At 71.8% G+C, this 18721-nt stretch carries 15 protein-coding genes and 1 tRNA gene; 4 read left to right on the top strand and 12 right to left on the bottom strand.

Annotation, left to right across the window (positions count from 1 at the left end; all coding sequences use genetic code 11):
* Positions 1 to 49: 49 nt before the first annotated feature.
* The gene (locus tag ACIBTV_RS11750; RefSeq protein ID WP_396703958.1) at positions 50 to 3775 is read right to left on the bottom strand and encodes a S8 family serine peptidase; all 3726 of its coding nucleotides are present in this window, start codon (positions 3773 to 3775) and stop codon (positions 50 to 52) included.
* Positions 3776 to 4011: 236 nt separating this feature from the next.
* Here ACIBTV_RS11750 and fabG point away from each other — a divergent pair, with 236 nt between their 5' ends.
* A complete protein-coding gene (gene fabG / locus ACIBTV_RS11745; RefSeq protein ID WP_396703957.1) occupies positions 4012 to 4770 on the top strand; it encodes a 3-oxoacyl-ACP reductase FabG in 759 nt (252 codons plus the stop codon).
* 58 nt (positions 4771 to 4828) lie between these two features.
* Here the strand turns inward: fabG and ACIBTV_RS11740 are convergent, their stop codons facing one another.
* Complete coding sequence (locus ACIBTV_RS11740) at positions 4829 to 5245, bottom strand: hypothetical protein (RefSeq protein WP_396703956.1); 417 nt, start codon at positions 5243 to 5245, stop codon at positions 4829 to 4831.
* On the bottom strand, positions 5238 to 5633 hold the full coding sequence (locus ACIBTV_RS11735) for a hypothetical protein (RefSeq protein WP_396703955.1): 396 nt from the start codon (positions 5631 to 5633) through the stop codon (positions 5238 to 5240). The genes ACIBTV_RS11740 and ACIBTV_RS11735 overlap by 8 nt, the downstream gene beginning before the upstream one ends.
* 206 nt (positions 5634 to 5839) lie before the next feature.
* Here ACIBTV_RS11735 and ACIBTV_RS11730 point away from each other — a divergent pair, with 206 nt between their 5' ends.
* Both ACIBTV_RS11730 and erm read left to right on the top strand, forming a co-directional pair.
* Positions 5840 to 6742: a Gfo/Idh/MocA family protein gene (locus ACIBTV_RS11730; RefSeq protein WP_396704026.1), complete on the top strand. Its 903-nt coding sequence runs from the start codon at positions 5840 to 5842 to the stop codon at positions 6740 to 6742.
* 380 nt (positions 6743 to 7122) lie between these two features.
* Positions 7123 to 7920: an ErmE/ErmH/ErmO/ErmR family 23S rRNA (adenine(2058)-N(6))-methyltransferase gene (gene erm, locus ACIBTV_RS11725; RefSeq protein ID WP_396703954.1), complete on the top strand. Its 798-nt coding sequence runs from the start codon at positions 7123 to 7125 to the stop codon at positions 7918 to 7920.
* A gap of 91 nt (positions 7921 to 8011) precedes the next feature.
* Here the strand turns inward: erm and ACIBTV_RS11720 are convergent, their stop codons facing one another.
* Positions 8012 to 8203 carry a DUF2795 domain-containing protein gene (locus tag ACIBTV_RS11720; protein ID WP_396703953.1) on the bottom strand — a complete coding sequence of 64 codons (192 nt, stop codon included), beginning with the start codon at positions 8201 to 8203 and terminating at the stop codon, positions 8012 to 8014.
* A 127-nt stretch (positions 8204 to 8330) separates the two neighbouring features.
* On the opposite strand from ACIBTV_RS11720, the gene ACIBTV_RS11715 reads away from it, so the two are divergent.
* Entirely contained in the window at positions 8331 to 9587 is a 1257-nt protein-coding gene (locus tag ACIBTV_RS11715) for an erythromycin esterase family protein (protein WP_396703952.1), read from the top strand.
* Positions 9588 to 9657: 70 nt separating this feature from the next.
* On the opposite strand, the gene ACIBTV_RS11710 is transcribed toward ACIBTV_RS11715, so the two are convergent.
* The 8 genes from ACIBTV_RS11710 to ACIBTV_RS11675 form a co-directional block, all read right to left on the bottom strand.
* Positions 9658 to 11874, bottom strand: coding sequence for an MMPL family transporter (locus ACIBTV_RS11710; RefSeq protein WP_396703951.1), 2217 nt, complete (start codon positions 11872 to 11874; stop codon positions 9658 to 9660).
* Complete coding sequence (locus ACIBTV_RS11705) at positions 11874 to 12449, bottom strand: TetR/AcrR family transcriptional regulator (RefSeq protein ID WP_396703950.1); 576 nt, start codon at positions 12447 to 12449, stop codon at positions 11874 to 11876. Before ACIBTV_RS11705 ends, ACIBTV_RS11710 begins: the two co-directional genes overlap by 1 nt.
* Before the next feature lie 119 nt (positions 12450 to 12568).
* Entirely contained in the window at positions 12569 to 13024 is a 456-nt protein-coding gene (locus ACIBTV_RS11700; protein ID WP_396703949.1) for a winged helix-turn-helix transcriptional regulator, read from the bottom strand.
* Positions 13025 to 13243: 219 nt separating this feature from the next.
* Positions 13244 to 14929, bottom strand: a complete 1686-nt coding sequence (glsA, locus tag ACIBTV_RS11695) for a glutaminase A (RefSeq protein ID WP_396703948.1) — start codon at positions 14927 to 14929, stop codon at positions 13244 to 13246.
* A 31-nt stretch (positions 14930 to 14960) separates the two neighbouring features.
* Positions 14961 to 16385, bottom strand: coding sequence for a type I glutamate--ammonia ligase (glnA, locus tag ACIBTV_RS11690; protein WP_396703947.1), 1425 nt, complete (start codon positions 16383 to 16385; stop codon positions 14961 to 14963).
* Positions 16386 to 16887: 502 nt separating this feature from the next.
* A tRNA-Arg gene (locus ACIBTV_RS11685) sits at positions 16888 to 16962 on the bottom strand.
* Between the two features lie 171 nt (positions 16963 to 17133).
* Entirely contained in the window at positions 17134 to 17826 is a 693-nt protein-coding gene (locus ACIBTV_RS11680; RefSeq protein WP_091599438.1) for a winged helix-turn-helix domain-containing protein, read from the bottom strand.
* 231 nt (positions 17827 to 18057) lie between these two features.
* The gene (locus ACIBTV_RS11675; protein ID WP_396703946.1) at positions 18058 to 18714 is read right to left on the bottom strand and encodes a DUF305 domain-containing protein; all 657 of its coding nucleotides are present in this window, start codon (positions 18712 to 18714) and stop codon (positions 18058 to 18060) included.
* Between the last annotated feature and the right edge of the window lie 7 nt (positions 18715 to 18721).

The raw sequence follows: 18721 nt of genomic DNA, 5'->3' as shown, positions 1-18721 counted from the left end.
CACGGCGTGTGCCGTGGCCCCCCGTGATGGTGCGGGTGTTTCGTGTCGGTCAGCGCACGCCGAACGCGCGGATCACGGTCTGCGCGACCGAGTTGCCCGAACCGTCGGCGGCCCTGGCCCGCAGCGACACGAACGACGCGCCCTTCGGCGCCTTCAGCCGCGCCGTCCAGGAGCCGTCCTTCGTCCGGTCCACGGACTGCTTCTGCCAGGTCCGGCCGTCGTCGTACGAGACCTCCAGCTCGACGGTGCCGACGCTGCCGCCGCCGGTGACCCCGGCCAGGTGCGCGGCGGAGACGGTCAGGTCGGTGTTGCGCTTCGCGGTGCCGGCGGTGTCGGTGTCGACCGCGTAGTCGAGCTGGAGCAGCGGCAGGACGCTCGACTCCACGCCGGCGGCCGGCGCCTTCGACCGGAACCGCCACTCCGACTCGGTGCTCGCGGAGTACGGACCGGCCGTCGGATCCTGGGCGGTCCGGACCACCAGCCGGTACGGCAGGTCGCCCGGGCTCGGGGCGGTGCCGCTGATCCAGGTGCTGCTGCCCTCCGCGAGCAGCGTGTCCCCCTGGTAGAGCTGGTTGGTCTGGGTGGCGCCGTTGACCGCCATGCCGACGTGGTCGGCGCCGCCCCAGCCGGGCACGTCCATGCTGAGCGTGTCCCCGGCGCGGGTGGGTGCCTTGAAGTTGTTGTTCAGGTGCGGCCGCTCGATCGGCTCGAAGAACTCCTCCGCGCCGCTGCTGCCCGGCTGGTAGCTGGTCCGCGCGTCGATCTGGTACGTGCCCGCCTCGGCGTACGCCTCCTGGCCCCACTGGTAGAGGCCGCCGGTGGAGACCCAGTCGGTGCGTACCGGGGCGAGCGGCCGGTTGCTGGTGGCGCCGATGCCCCAGTCGGAGTAGGACGGCCAGTCGAACCGGAACTCGCCACCCCGCGTCTGGCCGGGCGGGAACGCGAAGCCGACGTCGACGCGGGCCAGGGTCTTCTTCGTCTCGGTGCGGGACAGCTCGCGGGGGATCCGGTTGTGGTGCGTCTGCATCACGTCGTACACGTAGTCGGCGACCGGTTGCGAGGTCACCTCGACCGTCGTCGTCTCCCGTTGGATCTGTCGGATCAGCGCCGCACCCTCGTCGGCGCTGAGCAGCGCCACCTCGATTGGCGTGGGGGTGGCCCAGCCGACCGAGTAGTCGCGGACCTCACGCCACGGGTGGTCGTTCACCACCAGCATCAGCTTCGCCCCGGCGGCGGTCGCCGCGGCCGCCTGCTCCGCGTCGGACACCTCCTCGACGTGGCGGACGACGACGACCTTGCCCCGGGCGTCCAACTTCGCGTAGTCGCCCGCCGCGCCGTTGCCGGCGTACACGGCGGGCAGCTTCCAGGTGCCCTTCGGCAGCTGCGTGGTGCCCTGCTGGCGGACCACGTCGTCGAAGTCGACGGCGCCGGTGCCGACGGCGAGCTCCGGCTGCTCCTTGCGCCAGCGGGCGGCGACGTAGAAGTCGCCGTGCTCGACCTGGCGGGTGCTCGGCGCCGCCCAGAAGCTGTCGTAGAAGACGCCGCCCTCGATGAAGGTGCGCCAGCGGCCCTCGCCCTGGGACCGGAAGTAGTCCAGGCGGGCGTACGTGTCGCTGGTCCGCTGCGGAACCAGCGACTCGATCCGGCGTACGGCGGTCCCGTCCAACCGGATCGTGGTGTCGGCGCGCAGGTCGATGTCGGGGTCGCCGAGCAGGGCCAGGCCGAGGGAGTTGGGCCCGTGCGCCCCGGTGATGTTCAGGAAGCTCATCGCCGAGTAGACGCCCTCGGGCAGGTAGACCTGCGCGACGCCGTGCTCGTCGGTGTTGAGGAAGCCCGGCCCGTACGCGCCGGGCTCGCCCAACTCGATCTGGGCGGGAGTCGGCCGGCCCTCCCGGTCGGTCACCTCGAAGCGCAGCCAGTGGTACGGCCGGAAGGTGCCGACGGCGATCGCGGTGCGGGCCAGCGCGGACCGGTCCGGCGCGGTGGCGACGATCTGCCCGGTGTACCGGCTGCCGATCGCTGCCCGGGTGGTGTCGGTGGTCAGCGTCACCGTGGCGCTGCCGTGCGCGGGCACGGTGACCCGCGGCGTGGAGAGGGTGAACAGGCCGCTGGGCGCGGTCGGCGCGTCGATCGTCAGCTCCAGGGCGATCGGCGCTCCGGTGGTGTTGGTGTACGTCACCGGGTGCGCCTCACCGCCCGCCCTGACGGTCTCGGGGCGCATCACGGTGTGGACGGTGCCGGTGGCGAAGATCGGGGCCTTCACCGCGTTGGCGACGTCGACCCGGCCGGTGCCGGCCTGGTACACGTCGTACTGCGGGGTGGCCTTCGTGGTGCTGACCAGCGCGTCCTTGAGCTGCTGGCCGGTCCAGTCCGGGTGTTTCGCGGCGAGCAGGGCGGCGGCGCCGGCCACGTGCGGTGCGGCCATCGAGGTGCCGTCCATGCTGCGGTAGGGACCGTCACCGGCCACGTACTGCGACCGGGCGGCGATCACCCCGAAGCCGGGGGCGGTCAGCTCCGGCTTGATGCCCTCGTCGCTGATCCGCGGACCCTGGCTGGAAAAGTACGCGAGTTCGTCGTCGCCCTCGACGGCGCCGACGGTCAGCGCCGCGTCCGCCGCGCCGGGCGCCGTGACGCTGTTCGGCGCGCCCCGGTTGCCGGCGGACACGACGAAGAGGGCGCCGGTCTCGGCGCTGAGCGTGTTGACCGCCTGGCTGAGGACATCGGTGCCGTCGCTGGGCTCGTTCGATCCGAGGCTCATGTTGATGACGCGGGCGTCGGCCTCGCGGGCCGCCCACTCCATGCCCGCGATGATCCAGGAGTTCTGGCCCTCGCCGTTGTCGCCGAGCACCTTGCCGACGAGGAGCCGGGCACCGGGCGCGACGCCCTTCTCCCGTCCGTCGGAGGCGGCACCGGTGCCGGCGATGGTCGAGGCGACGTGGGTGCCGTGGCCGGCGCGGTCGGTCACCTCCTCACCGGGCACGAAGGAGGCCGTGTCGGCGATCTGGCCGGCGAAGTCCGGGTGCGCGGCGTCGATGCCGGTGTCCAGCACGGCCACGCGCACGCCCGCGCCGGTGTCGCCGCCCGCCCAGACCTCGGGCGCGCCGATCTGCGCGGTGGTGTCCGCGAGCGCGGCGTGCACCCGCCCGTCCAGCCAGATCTTGGCGATGCCGCCGCCGAAGCGACCCGGGTCGCCGGCCGATTCGGCGGTCCTGCGGGTGGGGTCTGCCGTGATCGTGGCCCAGAACTCGTCGGCCCGGTCGCGCTCCTCGTGCAGAGCGGCGCCGGAGATGCTGCTCAGCGTGCGGGTGCGGGTCGCCCCGCTGGGCGCGGCGGCGCGCAGTCCGGCCGCGTCGGCGTAGGACACGATCAGCGGCAGGTGGTCGATGTGCGCGTCGTCGTACCCGTCGGCGATCAGGCGGGTGACGTTGAACAGTTGCTTGTCGAGGGTGTCCGCGGCCACGTAGGGGAGCACGGACTGGGGGTAGACGTACAGGTCGTCGCCGGCCGCCACGACCCGCGCCTGCGTGCGGCCACCGTCGGGCCGCCGGACGTCCAGCGTTCCGCCGTTCGCGGTGCGGCGGGTGGTGACCACGTCACCGGTGATCAGGGTGACCGAGTGGGCGCCGGGCGGGGTGGGCAGGTCGGTCGTCGGCGGGTCGGTGGGGCCGGGATCCGCCGGTCCGCCGGGGGCGGCCAGGGCGGGTGAGCCGCCGGCCGCCACGGCCGCGGCGAGCGCGGCGGCGAGCCACGCTCCGCGGGCACGGGAGAACTTCACCTGATGGGTTCCTTGTCTCGTTGTCTGCACCGGCCGCTGCGGACGGCAGCGGCCTCTCCGGCTGCGTGTCCCGGCACGGCCGAGCGCTGTGCACATGTCGGAGGGCGGAACGAGACGCTACGCGTGGAAGATCATTTCGTATAGGCGCGCAATGTAAAACGATGATCATCTCTGACGCCCGCCGGTCGGCGGGGGTTAAGCTCCTTCGATCGAGCTCAAGTTACCGGGAGGTAAGCATGTCGGAGGAGTCCCGCGTCGCCATCGTCACCGGCGCCGCGCGCGGCATCGGCGCGGCCACCGCACGCCGGCTCGCCGCCGACGGCCTGGCGGTCGCCGTGGTCGACATCGAGGAGTCGGCGACGAAGGAGACCGTCGACGCGATCGCCGCCGCCGGTGGCCGCGCCCTCGGTGTGGGCGCCGACGTCGCCGACCGTACGCAGGTGGAGGCCGCCGTCGAGCGCGTCGCGGCCGAGCTGGGCGCGCCGACCGTGCTGGTCAACAACGCGGGCGTGCTCCGCGACAACCTGCTGTTCAAGATGAGCGACGCCGACTGGGACACCGTCCTGGGCGTGCACCTGCGCGGTGCCTTCCTGTTCAGCCAGGCGACGCAGAAGCACATGGTCGAGCGGAAGTGGGGCCGGATCGTCAACCTGTCCAGCACGTCGGCGCTCGGCAACCGCGGCCAGGCCAACTACTCGGCCGCCAAGGCGGGCCTCCAGGGCTTCACCAAGACCCTCGCCATCGAGCTGGGCCCGTTCGGCGTCACCGTCAACGCGGTCGCGCCCGGCTTCATCGTCACCGACATGACGGCGGCCACCGCCGCCCGGATGAAGGTCGACTTCGAGGCGCTGCAGCAGCACGCCGCCGCCGAGATCCCGGTCCGCCGCGCCGGGCGGCCGGAGGACGTCGCACACACCATCTCGTTCCTGGCCAGCGAGGGCGCGTCCTTCGTGTCCGGCCAGGTCATCTACGTCGCCGGCGGCCCGAAGGACTGACCGGCCCCCGGACCGGGCGGGTGGCCGTCGCGCAGCCGGCGGCCACCCGACGCCCGTTTCAGCGCGCGGCCGTGCGGGTGCGCCAGAGCCAGAAGAGGCCGAGCAGCGGGAGCAGCAGCGGGATGTAGCCGTACCCGCTGCCGAACTGGGACCACACCGTCTCGTCCGGGAAGAGCTGCTTGTCGACGAGGCTCAGGACGCCCACCACGACCACCCCGACCAGCTCGACCGAGCAGCATGCCAGGGCCAACCGGCGTCCGGTGTGACCGGCCCGGGCCAACCCCACCGCCGCCACGATGTAGATCAGCGCGGCGAGCGCGGAGAGCAGGTACGCCACCGGCGCCTCGTCGAACTTCGTGGCGAGCTGCAGACCGGCCCGCGACGTCGCCGCGATCGCGAACAGGATGTAGACGGCGATCAGCAGCCGGCCGGGGCCGGCGTTCGTGGCCCGCCGCCGGGGCGCGGTCTCAACCACCGAGCACCTCCCAGGTCTGCTGGAGCCGCACCACGACCACCGGGGTCACCAGGCAGACCGCGCAGACGATCCCCGAACCCCAGCGGGTCGGCTCCATCCGGGCCAGCACGGCCGCCAGCGGCGGCAGGCACACCAGCGTCACCAGGTAGCCGAAGAAGGCCCCGGGCTCACCTGGCCGCTCGCCGCCGGCGACGGCGACGATCGCCACCACGGCCAGGGCGAGCAGCGCCAGCTCCAGCACGGCCAGCCCGATCAACTGCCCGCGGTCCGGCGGCCGGTTGCGCGCCGCGGCCACCAGCGCCCACAGCGCGGTTACGAGCGACAGCACGATCGACGCGGTGGCGAGGACTCCGTCCACCGGCGATCCCGCGGCGGCGGCACCGGTCATCGGGGCCACCCGGTCCTTGGCTCGGTCACCGGCACAGCCTACTAACCGTTGTAGTAACCGCCCCCGGACCCCGCCCCGCGACACCTGCCGGCGCCGGTCCACGGTGACGTCGGGCCCCGCCGCCACCAGCAACCGGGCCGTCGTACTAGCGTGGATCACGGGTCGCGGCGCCGCCGCGGCGTACGACGACGGCGGGAGTTCTCGTGCTGCGGTTCGGCTTGTTCGGCACCGGTCACTGGGCGACGGAGACGCACGCGGCAGCGCTCGATGCGCATCCGCGGGCCCAGCTGGTCGGCGTCTGGGGTCGCAACCCCGAGCGGGCCGCCGCCCTGGCCAACCGGTACGACGTGCCCGCCTTCGACGACGTCGACGCGCTCCTCGACGCGTGCGACGCCGTCGCCGTCGCCCTTCCGCCGGACGTGCAGGCGGACATCGCCGTCCGGGCCGCCACCGCCGGCCGGCATCTGCTGCTGGACAAGCCGCTGGCGCTCACCCTGGAGGACGCCGACCGGGTGGTCGAGGCCGCGCAGAGCGCCGGTGTCGCCTCGGTGGTCTTCTTCACCCAGCGCTACCAGCCGAACGTGACCGCGTTCCTCGCGGCGACCGCGGCGGCGGGCGGCTGGCAGCACGCCCGGGCGACCATGTTCACGTCGATCTACCAGCCGGGCAACCCGTACGGGGAGTCACAGTGGCGCCGTGACCACGGCGCGCTCTGGGACATCGGCCCGCACGCGCTGTCGATCATCCTGCCGGTGATGGGCCGGGTCACCCACGTCGCCGCGATGAACGGCCCGAGCGGAATCGTGCACCTGCTGCTCACCCACGACGGCGGCGCGACCAGCAGCGCCTCGCTGACCCTGGACGCGCCCCCCGAGGCCGCCGCCCGCGAGATCGTGTTCTTCGGCGAGAACGGCATCGAGGGCGCGCCGGCGCCGCAGACCGGCCCGGCGACCGCCTTCACCGTGGCGATCGACCAGCTGCTGGAGGAGGTCGAGGCCGGTACCCGGGACCACCGCTGCGACGTACGCTTCGGCCGCGAGGTGGTGGCCATCCTGTCCGCCGCCGAGACCGCCCGCGCCGAGTCCCGCACGGTCCCGCTCCCCGCCTGACCTCCGCCAGCCGCGCCCGTTCCCGGGCCTCCGCACGCCGCCCCCACCCCCGTTGATCATGACGTTGTTGCCGCCCGCCTCGGGTGGGGTGGGGGTAATTGGGTCGCGGGAGGGTGGGGGGCTGGTTAGCGTGCGGGCATGTTCACGCACGCCCTGATCGAGGTGGCCGGCACGCCGGCCGCCCGGGGCCCCCTGTTGGCGTCCCGTCCGCGAGTCCGGCGTCCGGCCCTGGCCGGCTTGGACGAGACCCGCGACTGACCGCAGGCGCACGTCCGCGCCGTCCCCAGGGCCGTCCGAGTCCCCGATCCTCTCGGACAGGCCCCACTTCGGGCTGCCTGTCCGCCCCGTCGCCGCACCGGCGACAGACAGGACGACGACACGTGGCGCCCCGCCGTACCCGAGCAACCGAACGCGACCGGTCCCGTCGCGTACTCTCCCAGAACTTCCTCGCCGACCCGGCCGCCGTCGCCCGGGTCGTCCGGTCGGCCAGACCGGATCCGCACGGCCTCGTCCTGGAGGTCGGGGCCGGTCGCGGCCAGCTGACCCGACCACTCGCCGCCGCGTGCGGGCGGCTGGTGGCGTACGAGGTCGACCCCGTTGCCGCCGCCGAGTTGGCCACGGTCTGCGCCGCGCTGCCGAACGTCCGGCTCCGGCAGGCCGACTTCCTCGCCACCGATCCGCCCGACGAGCCGTTCACCGTGGTCGGCAACATTCCCTGGTCGTTGACCTCGGCGGTGGTGCGCTGGTGCCTGGCCGCCCCGGGGCTGCGCGCGGCCACGCTGCTCACCCAACTGGAGTACGCGCGCCGGCGCGGCGGCGACTACGGCCGGTGGACGCGGCTGACCGTGCTGACCTGGCCCGAGTTCTCCTGGCGGCTGGCCGGTCGGGTGTCCCGCACCGCGTTCCGCCCGGTGCCCCGGGTCGACGCCGGGATCCTGCGCGTCGACCGGCGGCCGGAGCCGCTGCTGTCCCCGGCCGCGCTGCCCGCGTACCGGGGGATGGTGGAGCTGGGCTTCGGCGGCGTCGGCGGTTCGCTCGCGGCCTCGCTGCGGCGGCGTTACCCGCCGGCGCGGGTCGCGGCGGCGCTGCGGGCGACGCGGCTGGACCCGGGCACCCCGGTCGGCTACGTCTGGCCGGAGCAGTGGCTGGTCCTCTTCCGCCTGCTGCACGCCCGCTGAGCGACCGGGCGCGCCGACACGGGGTGCGCCGACGTCGGGCGCGCCGGCCTGCGGCGCGGGTGGGTATCGTCCCGCCCGCGCCGTCCGGCCGTCAGGTCACGGTGCCGAGCGCGTCCTGCAACTCGGCGGGGGATTCGAACTCCTCCACCGGCAACGCGCGCAACATCTGCAACATCTGCGTGCTCGCCCCGTTCTCCTGACCCCAGCGGACAAGGTCCTCGCGGGAGACCGGGTAGTCGAGCCCGGCCAGGTACTCCTGCCACTGCACCCCGGTGACGGTCATGTGCGGCGGCTACCCGTTCCGTCCGGCGACACACCGCCTGCGGTGCCTCGGGGGCGGCGGCTCCGGGCGGCGTGTCGGGGGCGGCACGCCGACGGTTTGCCCGCCGAGCCGCCGGGTAGCCGCGGGCATGCTGGTACAGCGGCTCGGCGCGCCGAGCGACTTCGACCCCCTGTTGGAGCGCGTCCGGAACGCCCGGGTGGTGATGATCGGCGAGTCGACGCACGGCAGCTACGACTACTACCGGCTGCGGGAACAGCTCACCCGACGGTTGATCGCCGAGTACGGCTTCTCGTTCGTGGCCGTCGAGGGGGACTGGCCGGACTGCGACCGGGTGCACCGGTCGGTGACCGGTGCCCCGGACGGGATCCCCGACCCGCAGGTCGCGTTGGAGCGCTTCGAACGGTGGCCGACGTGGATGTGGGCGAACGCGGAGGTGTCCCGGTTCTGCCGCTGGCTGCGCGCCTGGAACCTGGAGCGCCCGGAGGGGGAGCGCGCCGGCTTCCACGGGCTGGACGTCTACAGCCTGTGGGAGTCGATGCAGGCGATCTTCGACTACCTGGGCGAGGAGGACCCGGCGTCGCTGGAGCTGGCGCAGGACGCGTACCGCTGCTTCGAGCCGTACGGCAAGCGGGTGGAGGAGTACGGCGCCGCGAGTCGCTTCGTCTCCGCCCGCTGCGAGGAGGAGGTGGTCCGGCTGCTGGCCCGGACCCGGGAACAGGCCCTCGGCGACGGGCCGGGCTGCTTCTCGGCCTGGCAGAACGCCGAGGTGGTCGCGGGTGCGGAGCGGTACTACCGGGCGATGGTGGCCGGCGGCCCGGAGTCCTGGAACATCCGGGACATCCACATGCAGGACACCCTGGACCGGCTCCTCGACCGGTACGGCCCGGACGCGCGGGGCGTCGTGTGGGCCCACAACACCCACGTCGGCGACGCGCGGGCCACCGACATGGCCGGCGACGGGATGGTGAACATCGGCCAGTTGGCCCGGGAGCGGCACGGCGCGGACGCGGTCACGCTGGTCGGTTTCGGCAGCTACCGGGGCACGGCGGTCGCCGCGCCGCGCTGGGGTTCGCCGGCCGAGGCGATGGTGATGCCGCCGGCCCGGGAGGGTTCGATCGAGCGGCGGTTGCACGAGCTGCTGCCCGAGCGGGCGGTGCTGGTCTTCGGCGGCGACGACCAGCCCGGGTGGGTCACCGAGACCGTCGACCACCGGGCGATCGGGGTGGTGTACGACCCGACGTTCGAGTCGTGGGGCAACTACGTGCCGACCCGGCTGGGCGAGCGCTATGACGCGTTCATCTGGTGCGACGAGACCACGGCCCTGCATCCCCTGCCCGCACCCTCGATGACGGGCGAGTTGGAGACCTACCCGGCGGGCGTGTGACCCGCCGGGCAGGTGCTCGCGTCAGACCGGCGTCGGCGTCAGTCCGGCGTCGGCTCAGACCGACGTCGGCTCAGACCGGCGTCGGCGTCCGGTCGGCCAGGTGGGCGCGCAGGCCCTCGCCCTCGATGTCGACGTTCGGCAGGGCCTTCCCGAGCCAGCGGGGCAGCCACCAGGCGCGGGATCCGAGCAGGGACATCACGGCCGGCACGATCGTCATCCGGACCACGAAGGCGTCGATCGCCACACCCACGGCGAGCGCGAACCCGATCGACTTGATCACCGGGTCGTGCAGGAAGAACACGAAGCCGCCGAACACCGAGATCATGATCAGCGCGGCCGCGGTGACCACCCGCGCACCGTGCCCCATGCCGTTGATCGTCGCCTGCTGGGCCGTGTCGCCGTGGACGAAGTCCTCCCGCATCCGGGAGACCAGGAAGACCTCGTAGTCCATGGCCAGGCCGAACAGGATGCCGATGAGCAGGATCGGCAGGAAGCTGATCAGCGGACCCGGGTCGTCCAGGCCGACCAGGTCGGCCAGGTGGCCCTGCTGGAAGACCGCCACCGTGATGCCGAACGTGGCCGCGACGGTGAGCAGGAAGCCCAGCGCCGCCTTGACCGGCACGAGCAGCGAGCGGAACACCAGCATCAGCAGCAGGACCGAGAGCCCTACCACCAGCAGCAGGTAGACCGGCAGCGCGTCGGCGAGCTTCTCGGACACGTCGATGCCGATGGCGGTCGCCCCGGTCAGCAGGACGTCCGCGTCGCGGATCCCGGCCACCGAGTCGCGGATGTCGTGCACCAGCGTCTCCGTGTCGGCGTCCGTGGGGCCGGTCTTCGGCACCACGCCGAGCAGGGCGGTCCGCCCGTCCGGGCTGAGCTGCGGCGGTGCCACGGCGAGCACGTTCTCGGTGCGCTGGACCAGCGCGGTCACCTGGGGCACGGCAGCGGCGGTGGCCTGTGGGTTGTCGCCGGCCACGACGACGGCGAGCCGCCCGGTGAAGCCCGGGCCGAAGCCCTCGCTGATCAGGTCGTGGGACACCCGGGCCGACGAGCCGGCGGGCGCGGTACCGGCGTCGGGCAGGGCCAGCCGCATGTCCGGGGCGGGCACCGCGAGCAGCCCCAGGCCGAGCAGCCCGACCAGGATCACGGGTACGCGCAGCCGGGTGACCAGACGCGCCCAGCGGAAGCCGAAGCCGGACCGGTCCTCGGCCGCCGCGCCGTGGCCCGACTCCTCGCCCGCCGGGGTGTCGGTGACCGGCGCGGCCGGGACCGCGGAGCGCAGCCGGCGCGGGAGCACCCGGCGACCGGCGAAGCCGAGCAGCGCCGGCTGGAGGGTGAGCGCGACCAGCACGGCCACGGTGACGGTGCCCGCCGCGGCGAGACCCATCACGGTCAGGAACGGGATGTCGACCACGGCCAGACCGGCCAGCGCGATGACCACGGTCGCGCCGGCGAAGAGGACGGCGGAGCCGGCGGTGCCGACCGCCCGGCCGACCGCCTCGTCGGCCGGCAGCCCTTCGAGCAGGTTCTGCCGATAGCGGGACGTGATGAACAACGAGTAGTCGATGCCGACCGCCAGGCCGAGCATCAGCGCGAGGATGGGTGCGGTGCTGGTCAACTCGACGACGCTGCTGAGCGCGAACAGGCCGGCCATGCCGACGCCCACGCCGATCAGCGCGTTGAGCATGGTCATGCCGGCGGCCACGAGCGAGCCGAACGTGATGACCAGCACGACCGCGGCGACGAGCACACCGATCGCCTCGGTCGAGCCGACCTCCGGCTCGGCGTTGAGCACCTCACCACCGGAGGCGACCTGCCAGCCCTGCGCCTCGGCTGACGCGCCGACCCGCTCGTACGCGGTGCGCTGCGCGTCGTCCACCTCGTCCGCGCCGGTGGCGAACTGGACCTGCACCAGGGCGTACCGGCCGTCGGGGGAGACCGCGCCGACGGTGAACGGGTCGACCGCCCCGACCACGCCGGGCAGTGTGCTCGCCTCCTGGACGACCTCCTTGACCACGGCCTGGCCCTGTGGGGTGGTCAACTGGCCGTCGGCGGGCGCCTTCAGCGCGATGGTGCCGGTGGCGCCGCTGGCGGCCGGGAACTGTTCGGCGAGCAGGTCGAGTGCGCGCTGGGACTCGGTGCCGGGCATGGTGAAGTTGCTGGCCGTCGGACCGCGCAGGGTCGCCGCGGCCAGACCGAGGCCGACGAGCACGACGAGCCAGACCGCGACGACGAGTCGCCGGCGGCGCAACGAGCCCCGGCCGAGCCGGTAGAGCAGGGTCGCCATCAGGTGTCCTTGTCCTGGGTCGGGGATGGGTCGGGAACGGGTTCGAGGGCCCGCCGGGTGAGGGCGAGCAGGGCCGGGCGGAGCTCCTCCTCGGGGACGTCGACGAACTCGGCGCAGCCCTCGGAGATGCCGGCGAGCAGCACCAGCGCGGCGATCCGCGCGGCGGGGCGGTCGGTGTGCCCGGCGAGCGCGTCCAGCAGGCGTTCCGAGATCTGCTGGATGTGCGCGAAGGCGGGCTGCTGCAGCAGTTCGGGGAACTCGCCGCGGAGCAGGGCGATCTCCCGCCGGAAGCGGACCGCCAGGTCGACGAAGCCCTCGGCCGCGGCCTGCTGCGCTGCCGCGCCGGTGAGCGCCGCGAGCCGCTCGTCGAGCGCCCGCAGCACGGCGATGGCGGGGGCCATCAGCTCGGTGAGCAGGGCCTCCTTGTTGGCGAAGTGGTACAGCACGGTCGCCTTGGAGCAGCCCACCTCGGTGGCGATGTCCTGCAGCGACGTACCCCGGTAGCCGGTCGCCCCGAACAGTCGCGCCGCCGCCGCCAGGATCTCCCCGCGTGTCTCCGGTTCCGCCCGCCGCATCGTCGGTCACCTCCCGACGAACAAGCATGCCTGACCGATCGGTCAGACCCTGACCGATCGGTCAGATGAAGAGCGTGGCATTCCCCACAGGGTTGGGAGGTTTGAAAGCTCCGCGCGGGTCAGGCGGCGCCGCGGGCCGCCCGCTGAGCCTCGTCGTACGCGGCCCGGGCTGCGGCGATCGCGTTGCGGTGCCGCTCGGCCCAGTCGGTGAGGGCGACGAGTGACTCGTAGAGCTCCCGCGCGATCGGGGTGGCGACGTACTCGACCTTCGGCGGCACGGTCGGATACACGGTGCGGTGCAGCAGGCCGTCCCGCTCCAGGTTGCGCAGGGTCAGCGTGAGCATGCGGCGGCTGATGCCCTCGATGCTCCGCTCCAGCTCGGTGAAGCGCACCGGGCCCTGGGAGGCGGCCACCAGGATGCCGATGCTCCACTTGCCGCCCACCCGGTCGAGGACCTGTCGGACGGTGCAGGCCTGGGCCTGGGCCTGGCCGGGGGCGAGGGGCAGGTCGTCCGCGTCGCCGCAGTCGTCCACCCCGCCGAGGTCCTCGAACGCGTCGCTGTTCCCCTGGGACATCACCGTGCCTCCTCCCGCCCCCTCGGATGGTCACAGACGATGCCGTCGATAACAAAGTGTGCACCAAAGGAGGCGTCAGTTCAGGTCAGCTCTCACCGTTCTCCACCCAGATGTCGACCCTTCGCCACCTTCGTGCCCTACCGAACCGAGGACCTCGCCGGCGCGGGTCCTCGGTTCGGCGCATGGGGAGTCGGGAGCCACCCGAGACCGTCCTGTCGGTCAGCCGGCAGCCTCAAGGGCGGTGACCGTGTCTGCACCGCGGTTGGTCGTCCGCTCCCGCAGCAGGTCGACGATGGCCTGGTGCTCACCCCGAGCCGCGTCGACCGCCGGAGTGCCACCCCAACGGTCGACCGGAGCCGGATCCACGCCCTGGTCGAGGAGGTACTCGACGATATCGGTGTGCCCCTCGGAGGCGGCCAGGTGCAGCGCGGTGCGGCCGTCGTAATCGCCGTTGTTCGGATCGACGCCACCGGCGACGAGGGACCGGACTTCGTCCAGGTCACCCTGGCTGGCCGCCCAGCAGAGCCGGACCATGTCGTTCAGCGCGGACTCGTGCCTCCGCTTGCGCGGATCACGCTTGCCCGTGTTCTCGTTGTCCACCAGCCCGTCGAAGACGTGGAAGTTGTACTTCGACACCAGGCTGCGGCTGAACTCGATCCCGCGTACGGAGTTGCCGAGTGGGTCGAGCCGCGGTGACCAGATGCAGATCCCCATGACCTGGGGGATCACCAACATCAGCGCCCCGGAGACTCCGCTCTTGGCCGGAAGCCCGATGGAGAAGGCGAATTCTCCGGAGTAGTCGTACATGCCGCACGAGGACATCAACGACAGGCAGTGCTGGACGGTGTCGGTCGAGAAGATGCGACCGCCGCCCAGCGGCGAGACACCGCCGCCGGCGAGCGACGCCGCCACCACGGCCATCGACTCGGCATCGATCTCCAGGGAACAGCACTGGAAGTAGAACTCGAGTGTGTCGAGCAGGTCGGTGCCCGGCGGAAATGCATTGCTCTCCCGCATCGAGTAGCCCAGTGCGAAGTTCCGGTCGGCAGTCTGCCGCTCAGAAAGGTAGACCGCGTTGTTGAAGCCGATCCGCCCACCACCGGACAGTTTCCGCCAGGCGTTGGTGTAGTAGTCGAACCGGTCGGCGGAGGCGAGCCCGGGTTGAATGAGCGAGCAGCACATGATGGCACCCGAATTGATCATCGGGTTGTGCGGAAGGCCGTCGTTGTTGAGCGTCAGCTCGTTGAAGCCCCGCCCGCTCGGCTCCCGGCCGACGTGACGGTGGACGGTCTCGGCACCATGCTCCTCCAGCGCCAGACAGTAATTGATCGGCTTGCAGACCGACTCCACACAGAACCCGGTCCCCGAGTCGCCGAGGGCGAACCGCTGACCGTCGACCGTGCAGACCGCGATGGCCAGCTGGTCGGGGTTGACCCGGGCAAGCTGTGGGATGTAATCGGCGACCGCTCCCCGGTCGTCGTCGAGCAGGGACTTGTACATGTCGACCAGATCATCGGTGAAGCTGGCGAAGTCCGGGATCACCAGTTCACCGCGGAGGGCACGGGCGATGAGATCGTTGTCGCGCTGGCAGATGGTGACAAAGGTGTCCAGGTTCAGGCCGCGGGTGTCCCCGGACTCGGACCGGGCGTGGTTCAGTGTCGCCTGCAGACGGGGATCTGCCGTCGAGATCCCCGTCTGGCTGATCCGGTTGATCAGCTCCAGTTGCGAGATCGTCCCGTCCGCGGCGTGGCTGAACGAGTCGTACAGCTTCTGATAGGCGCCAGTCCTGTCCAGGGCCCTCGGATCAGTCGGCCGTGCGCTCGTCGAGGGACTTCTGTGCGCAATGGATGCGTTGGCCGTCCCGCTGACGGTCGACACGCCACTCCTGGTGGCCTTCCCTGCCATCGTTCTCTCCTCGTCCCGTGCCCCTCTCGGCTCAGCAGTCGTAGTACATGGCGAACTCGTGCGGGGTCGGGCGCAGACGCACCGGGTCGACCTCGTTGGCCCGCTTCCAGTCCACCCACGTCGAGATCAGGTCCGGCGTGAAGACGCCGCCCTCGAGCAGGTAGTCGTGGTCGGCCTCCAGCCGGTCGAGCACCTCCGGCAGCGAGCCCGGAACCTGCTTGACGTCGCCCCACTCCTCCGGCGGGAGGTCGTAGAGGTCCTTGTCGATCGGCGCGGGGGGTTCGATCTTGTTCTTGATGCCGTCGAGGCCGGCCATCAGCATGGCGGAGAAGGCGAGGTAGACGTTCGCGGACGGGTCGGGGACGCGGAACTCGACGCGCTTGGCCTTCGGGTTGCTGCCGGTGACCGGGATACGGGTGCAGGCGGAGCGGTTGCGCTGGGAGTAGACCAGGTTGACCGGGGCCTCGAAGCCGGGCACGAGGCGGCGGTAGGAGTTGACCGTCGGGTTGGTGAACGCCAGCAGCGACGGGGCGTGGTGCAGCAGGCCGCCGATGTACCAGCGGGCGGTGTCGGACAGGCCGGCGTAGCCGGTCTCGTCGTAGAACAGCGGCTCCCCGTTGAGCCAGAGGCTCTGGTGGGTGTGCATGCCGGAGCCGTTGTCGCCGAAGAGGGGCTTGGGCATGAAGGTGGCGGTCTTGCCGTTGGCCCAGGCTTCGTTCTTGACGATGTACTTGAACAGCTGCAGCTGGTCACCGGCGTGCAGCAGTGTGGAGAACTTGTAGTTGATCTCGGCCTGGCCGGCGGTGCCGACCTCGTGGTGGGACCGCTCGACGGTGAAGCCGGTGTCGACGAGCCGGCGCACGATCTTGTCGCGCAGGTCGGCGTAGTGGTCGACCGGTGGGACGGGGAAGTAGCCGCCCTTGTAGGCGGTCTTGTAGCCGCGGTTGCCGCCTTCTTCCTCGCGGCCGGTGTTCCAGGCGCCCTCGATCGAGTCGATGTAGTAGAAGGCCTGGTTCGCGGCGGTCTCGTGGCGGATCGAGTCGAAGATGTAGAACTCCGCCTCGGGGCCGAAGTAGGCGGTGTCGGCGATGCCGCTGGCGGCGAGGTAGGCCTCGGCCTTCTTCGCCACGTTACGCGGGTCGCGGGAGTACGCCTCACGGGTGAACGGGTCGTGGATGAAGAAGTTCAACGCGAGGGTCTTCTGCGCCCGGAACGGGTCGATGAACGCGGTGGCGACGTCCGGGAGCAGGAGCATGTCCGACTCGTGGATCGCCTGGAAACCGCGGATCGACGAACCGTCGAACGCGAGGCCGTCGGTGAACAGATCGTCGCTGACGGACTCCACCGGCAGGTTGAAGTGCTGCATCACGCCGGGCAGGTCACAGAAACGTACGTCGACGAACTTCACGTCCTCGTTCTTGAGGTATCGCAGGAACTCGTCACCGCTGGTGAACAAAACATTCTCCCTAGTGAGGATGGGTGCTGCCTCCAGGGATAACGCTGACGCGGTGTCGTTGTTCAAACTGCGGTCCGGAAAGTTGAGTCGGCATAATCGGCCACTTATGGGATCGCGAGGCCGAAAGACGGCAGAAACGATGTCTCGGCTCATCCAAGAATTCGAATCAATTTCGAGGGGTGCCCGACCTGTTTCTCGGCAGGGTCACGAACGCCCCGGGAAACAGGACATCGATCAGTCCAAGCATTGTGAGGGCGTCAGCGTCGTCATTCCTGCGGGACCGTCATGGGACCCGTTGTCCGTCGAGTGGGCGCCGGCAGCGACACCGAGGCGTTCGCGCTGCGGACAGCCGCGCGCCGGGGAGGCTTCCGGGCGCGGTGTGGGGTGTCCTGGGTCTCACACGCCTCGTCGCCGGTGCGGGTCGGGCGGCCCTCTCCGGCACACACGATAAAGGCCGCTGACCGGGTTCCCCTGGTCAGCGGCCTTTCCTGCTGGTCGAATCTGGTGCCCCCGGCAGGATTCGAACCTGCGCCCCCGCCTCCGGAGGGCGGTGCTCTATCCCCTGAGCTACGGGGGCTCAGCGACTTGAGAAGACTAGCAAACGTCCTCCCGGAACGCCGAATCGGTATCGCGCGTCGCCCTTCGCCCGGATCGCTGGCGGCCGAGCTGCTCGGCACGCCGGCCGCGTGATCTCTGGGCCGCGCCGACCGTGCCCTGGCACGCGACGGCGCGGCCGTGCGACCGGTCGTCAGGCGGCGACGGCGCGGCCGCAGCTGGGCAGCGGGTGGAGCACGATGCGTCGGGGCAGCCGGCGCGGCCACTCGTTGCGGGCCCAGGAGCCGTCCACGATCAGGTGCACCGTGCGCTGCTCCTCGCCGCTGAGCCGCAGCACGAAGTCGCGGGGGAGCGGCGGGTCGACGGTCGGCGTGGTGATCATGAACCGCACCCGTCCCCGGGACGAGACGGCGGAGATCACGTCGGCGGCCGGCATCGTGCCGCGCAGCCGGACCCGGCCGATCCAGTAGACCTCCGCGAGGTGCTCCTGCGCGGCCCGCGTGATCGCCGGGTACTCGCTGCGTACCCAGCGCTCGACCGCGCCGACGCAGAGCCCGCACGCGCGCTCTCGGGGCTCCCGCGGACCCAACCCCCAGGCCCGCAGGTACGCCCCGACGGCGCCGGCGTCCAGCGGCACGTCGAAGCGGCTCTGGATGAGGGCGGTGAGGCTCTGCCGCGTCCACAGCTCCTCGTCCAGGCCGAACTCGTCCGGGTGGACACCCCGCATCGCGTCGATCAGTTCGAGCTCCTGTTCGCGGCTGAGCATTCCCGGCTCGCCCTGCCGCTGTCCGCGACGGACGGCTGCCACCGCCCCGTCACCGCCGATGGTGTGGCGCCGGCACCAGCTGGTGACGGAACGCCGTGCGTCTCTGAGTGCAACCCCCACGTCCTGCGCAACGAGCCCGAATCGCATCTGGTCACGATATGTGTGGAGAAAACTCTCCAAGCCGCTCAATGGGTCACACCGGCCAAATCGCCCAAAGCCCCTTGGCGTCGGTCAGCGACCCCGGAACTCGCCCGACGTCGCCGTGCCGCGGACGCACGAGAGGCCCGCGTCCGCCGGTGTTCCGGCGACGACGCGGGCCTCTCGCAGAGGTGCGGCGGGCGGTGCCCGGGCTCAGCCGCCCAGGCGCTTGAGCGCGTTGCGCAGGTTGGTCAGGTCGGTCTGCTGGGTGTTCTTCATCGTCTGCGCCGTCCGGACCACGTCCGGTTCGTCGCTGGCGTCGAGCACCCCGTCGATCATGTGGATGCCGCCCAGGTGGTGCTTGATCATCATGTTGAGGAACAGCACGTCGAACTCCCGCCCCTGGGCGGCGCGCAACTGCTCCATCTCGGCCGGGGTGGCCATCCCCGGCATCAGCCCGTCCTTGACGGTGGCCATGCCCTCGGGCATCCAGGCCATCCGGGGCTGCGAGCCGGTCGGGTCGAGGCCCCACGACCGCAGCCAGGTCTGCATGGTGCCGATCTCGCCCTGCTGGCCGGTGGCGATGTCGCCGCCCATGCCACGGACCTCCGGGTCGGTGGCCCGCTGGAACGCCATCAGCCCCATCTCGACCGCCTGGGCGTGGTGCGCGCTCATGTCCCGGGCGAAGCCGGCCTCGACCGAGGCGTCACCCGGCCGGGTCAGCCGGGGCGTCAACAGGCCCCCGGCGTAACCCAGCAGGAGACCGACCACGACGGCGACGGCCACCAGGCCGTAGCGTCGGCCGGCGCCCCGGCCGCCGTCGGCGGCCGGGGTCTCGGGCGTGCTGTCCAGCGTCGCGGGAGCCGTCATGGCGAAT

It is taken from the genome of Micromonospora sp. NPDC049366 (assembly GCF_044466625.1).
In the GTDB taxonomy this organism is placed as follows: domain Bacteria; phylum Actinomycetota; class Actinomycetes; order Mycobacteriales; family Micromonosporaceae; genus Micromonospora.
The sequence above is the reverse complement of the archived record's forward strand: the minus strand, read 5'-3'. Positions and strand labels throughout refer to the sequence as shown.

Coding starts and splice junctions, on each gene's coding strand:
- fabG (WP_396703957.1), top strand. CDS start 4,012: ATGTCGGAGGAGTCCCGCGTCGCCATCGTCACCGGCGCCGCGCGCGGC.
- ACIBTV_RS11735 (WP_396703955.1), bottom strand. CDS start 5,633: ATGACCGGTGCCGCCGCCGCGGGATCGCCGGTGGACGGAGTCCTCGCC.
- ACIBTV_RS11720 (WP_396703953.1), bottom strand. CDS start 8,203: ATGACCGTCACCGGGGTGCAGTGGCAGGAGTACCTGGCCGGGCTCGAC.
- ACIBTV_RS11715 (WP_396703952.1), top strand. CDS start 8,331: ATGCTGGTACAGCGGCTCGGCGCGCCGAGCGACTTCGACCCCCTGTTG.
- ACIBTV_RS11710 (WP_396703951.1), bottom strand. CDS start 11,874: ATGGCGACCCTGCTCTACCGGCTCGGCCGGGGCTCGTTGCGCCGCCGG.
- ACIBTV_RS11705 (WP_396703950.1), bottom strand. CDS start 12,449: ATGCGGCGGGCGGAACCGGAGACACGCGGGGAGATCCTGGCGGCGGCG.
- ACIBTV_RS11700 (WP_396703949.1), bottom strand. CDS start 13,024: ATGTCCCAGGGGAACAGCGACGCGTTCGAGGACCTCGGCGGGGTGGAC.
- glsA (WP_396703948.1), bottom strand. CDS start 14,929: ATGGCAGGGAAGGCCACCAGGAGTGGCGTGTCGACCGTCAGCGGGACG.
- ACIBTV_RS11675 (WP_396703946.1), bottom strand. CDS start 18,714: ATGACGGCTCCCGCGACGCTGGACAGCACGCCCGAGACCCCGGCCGCC.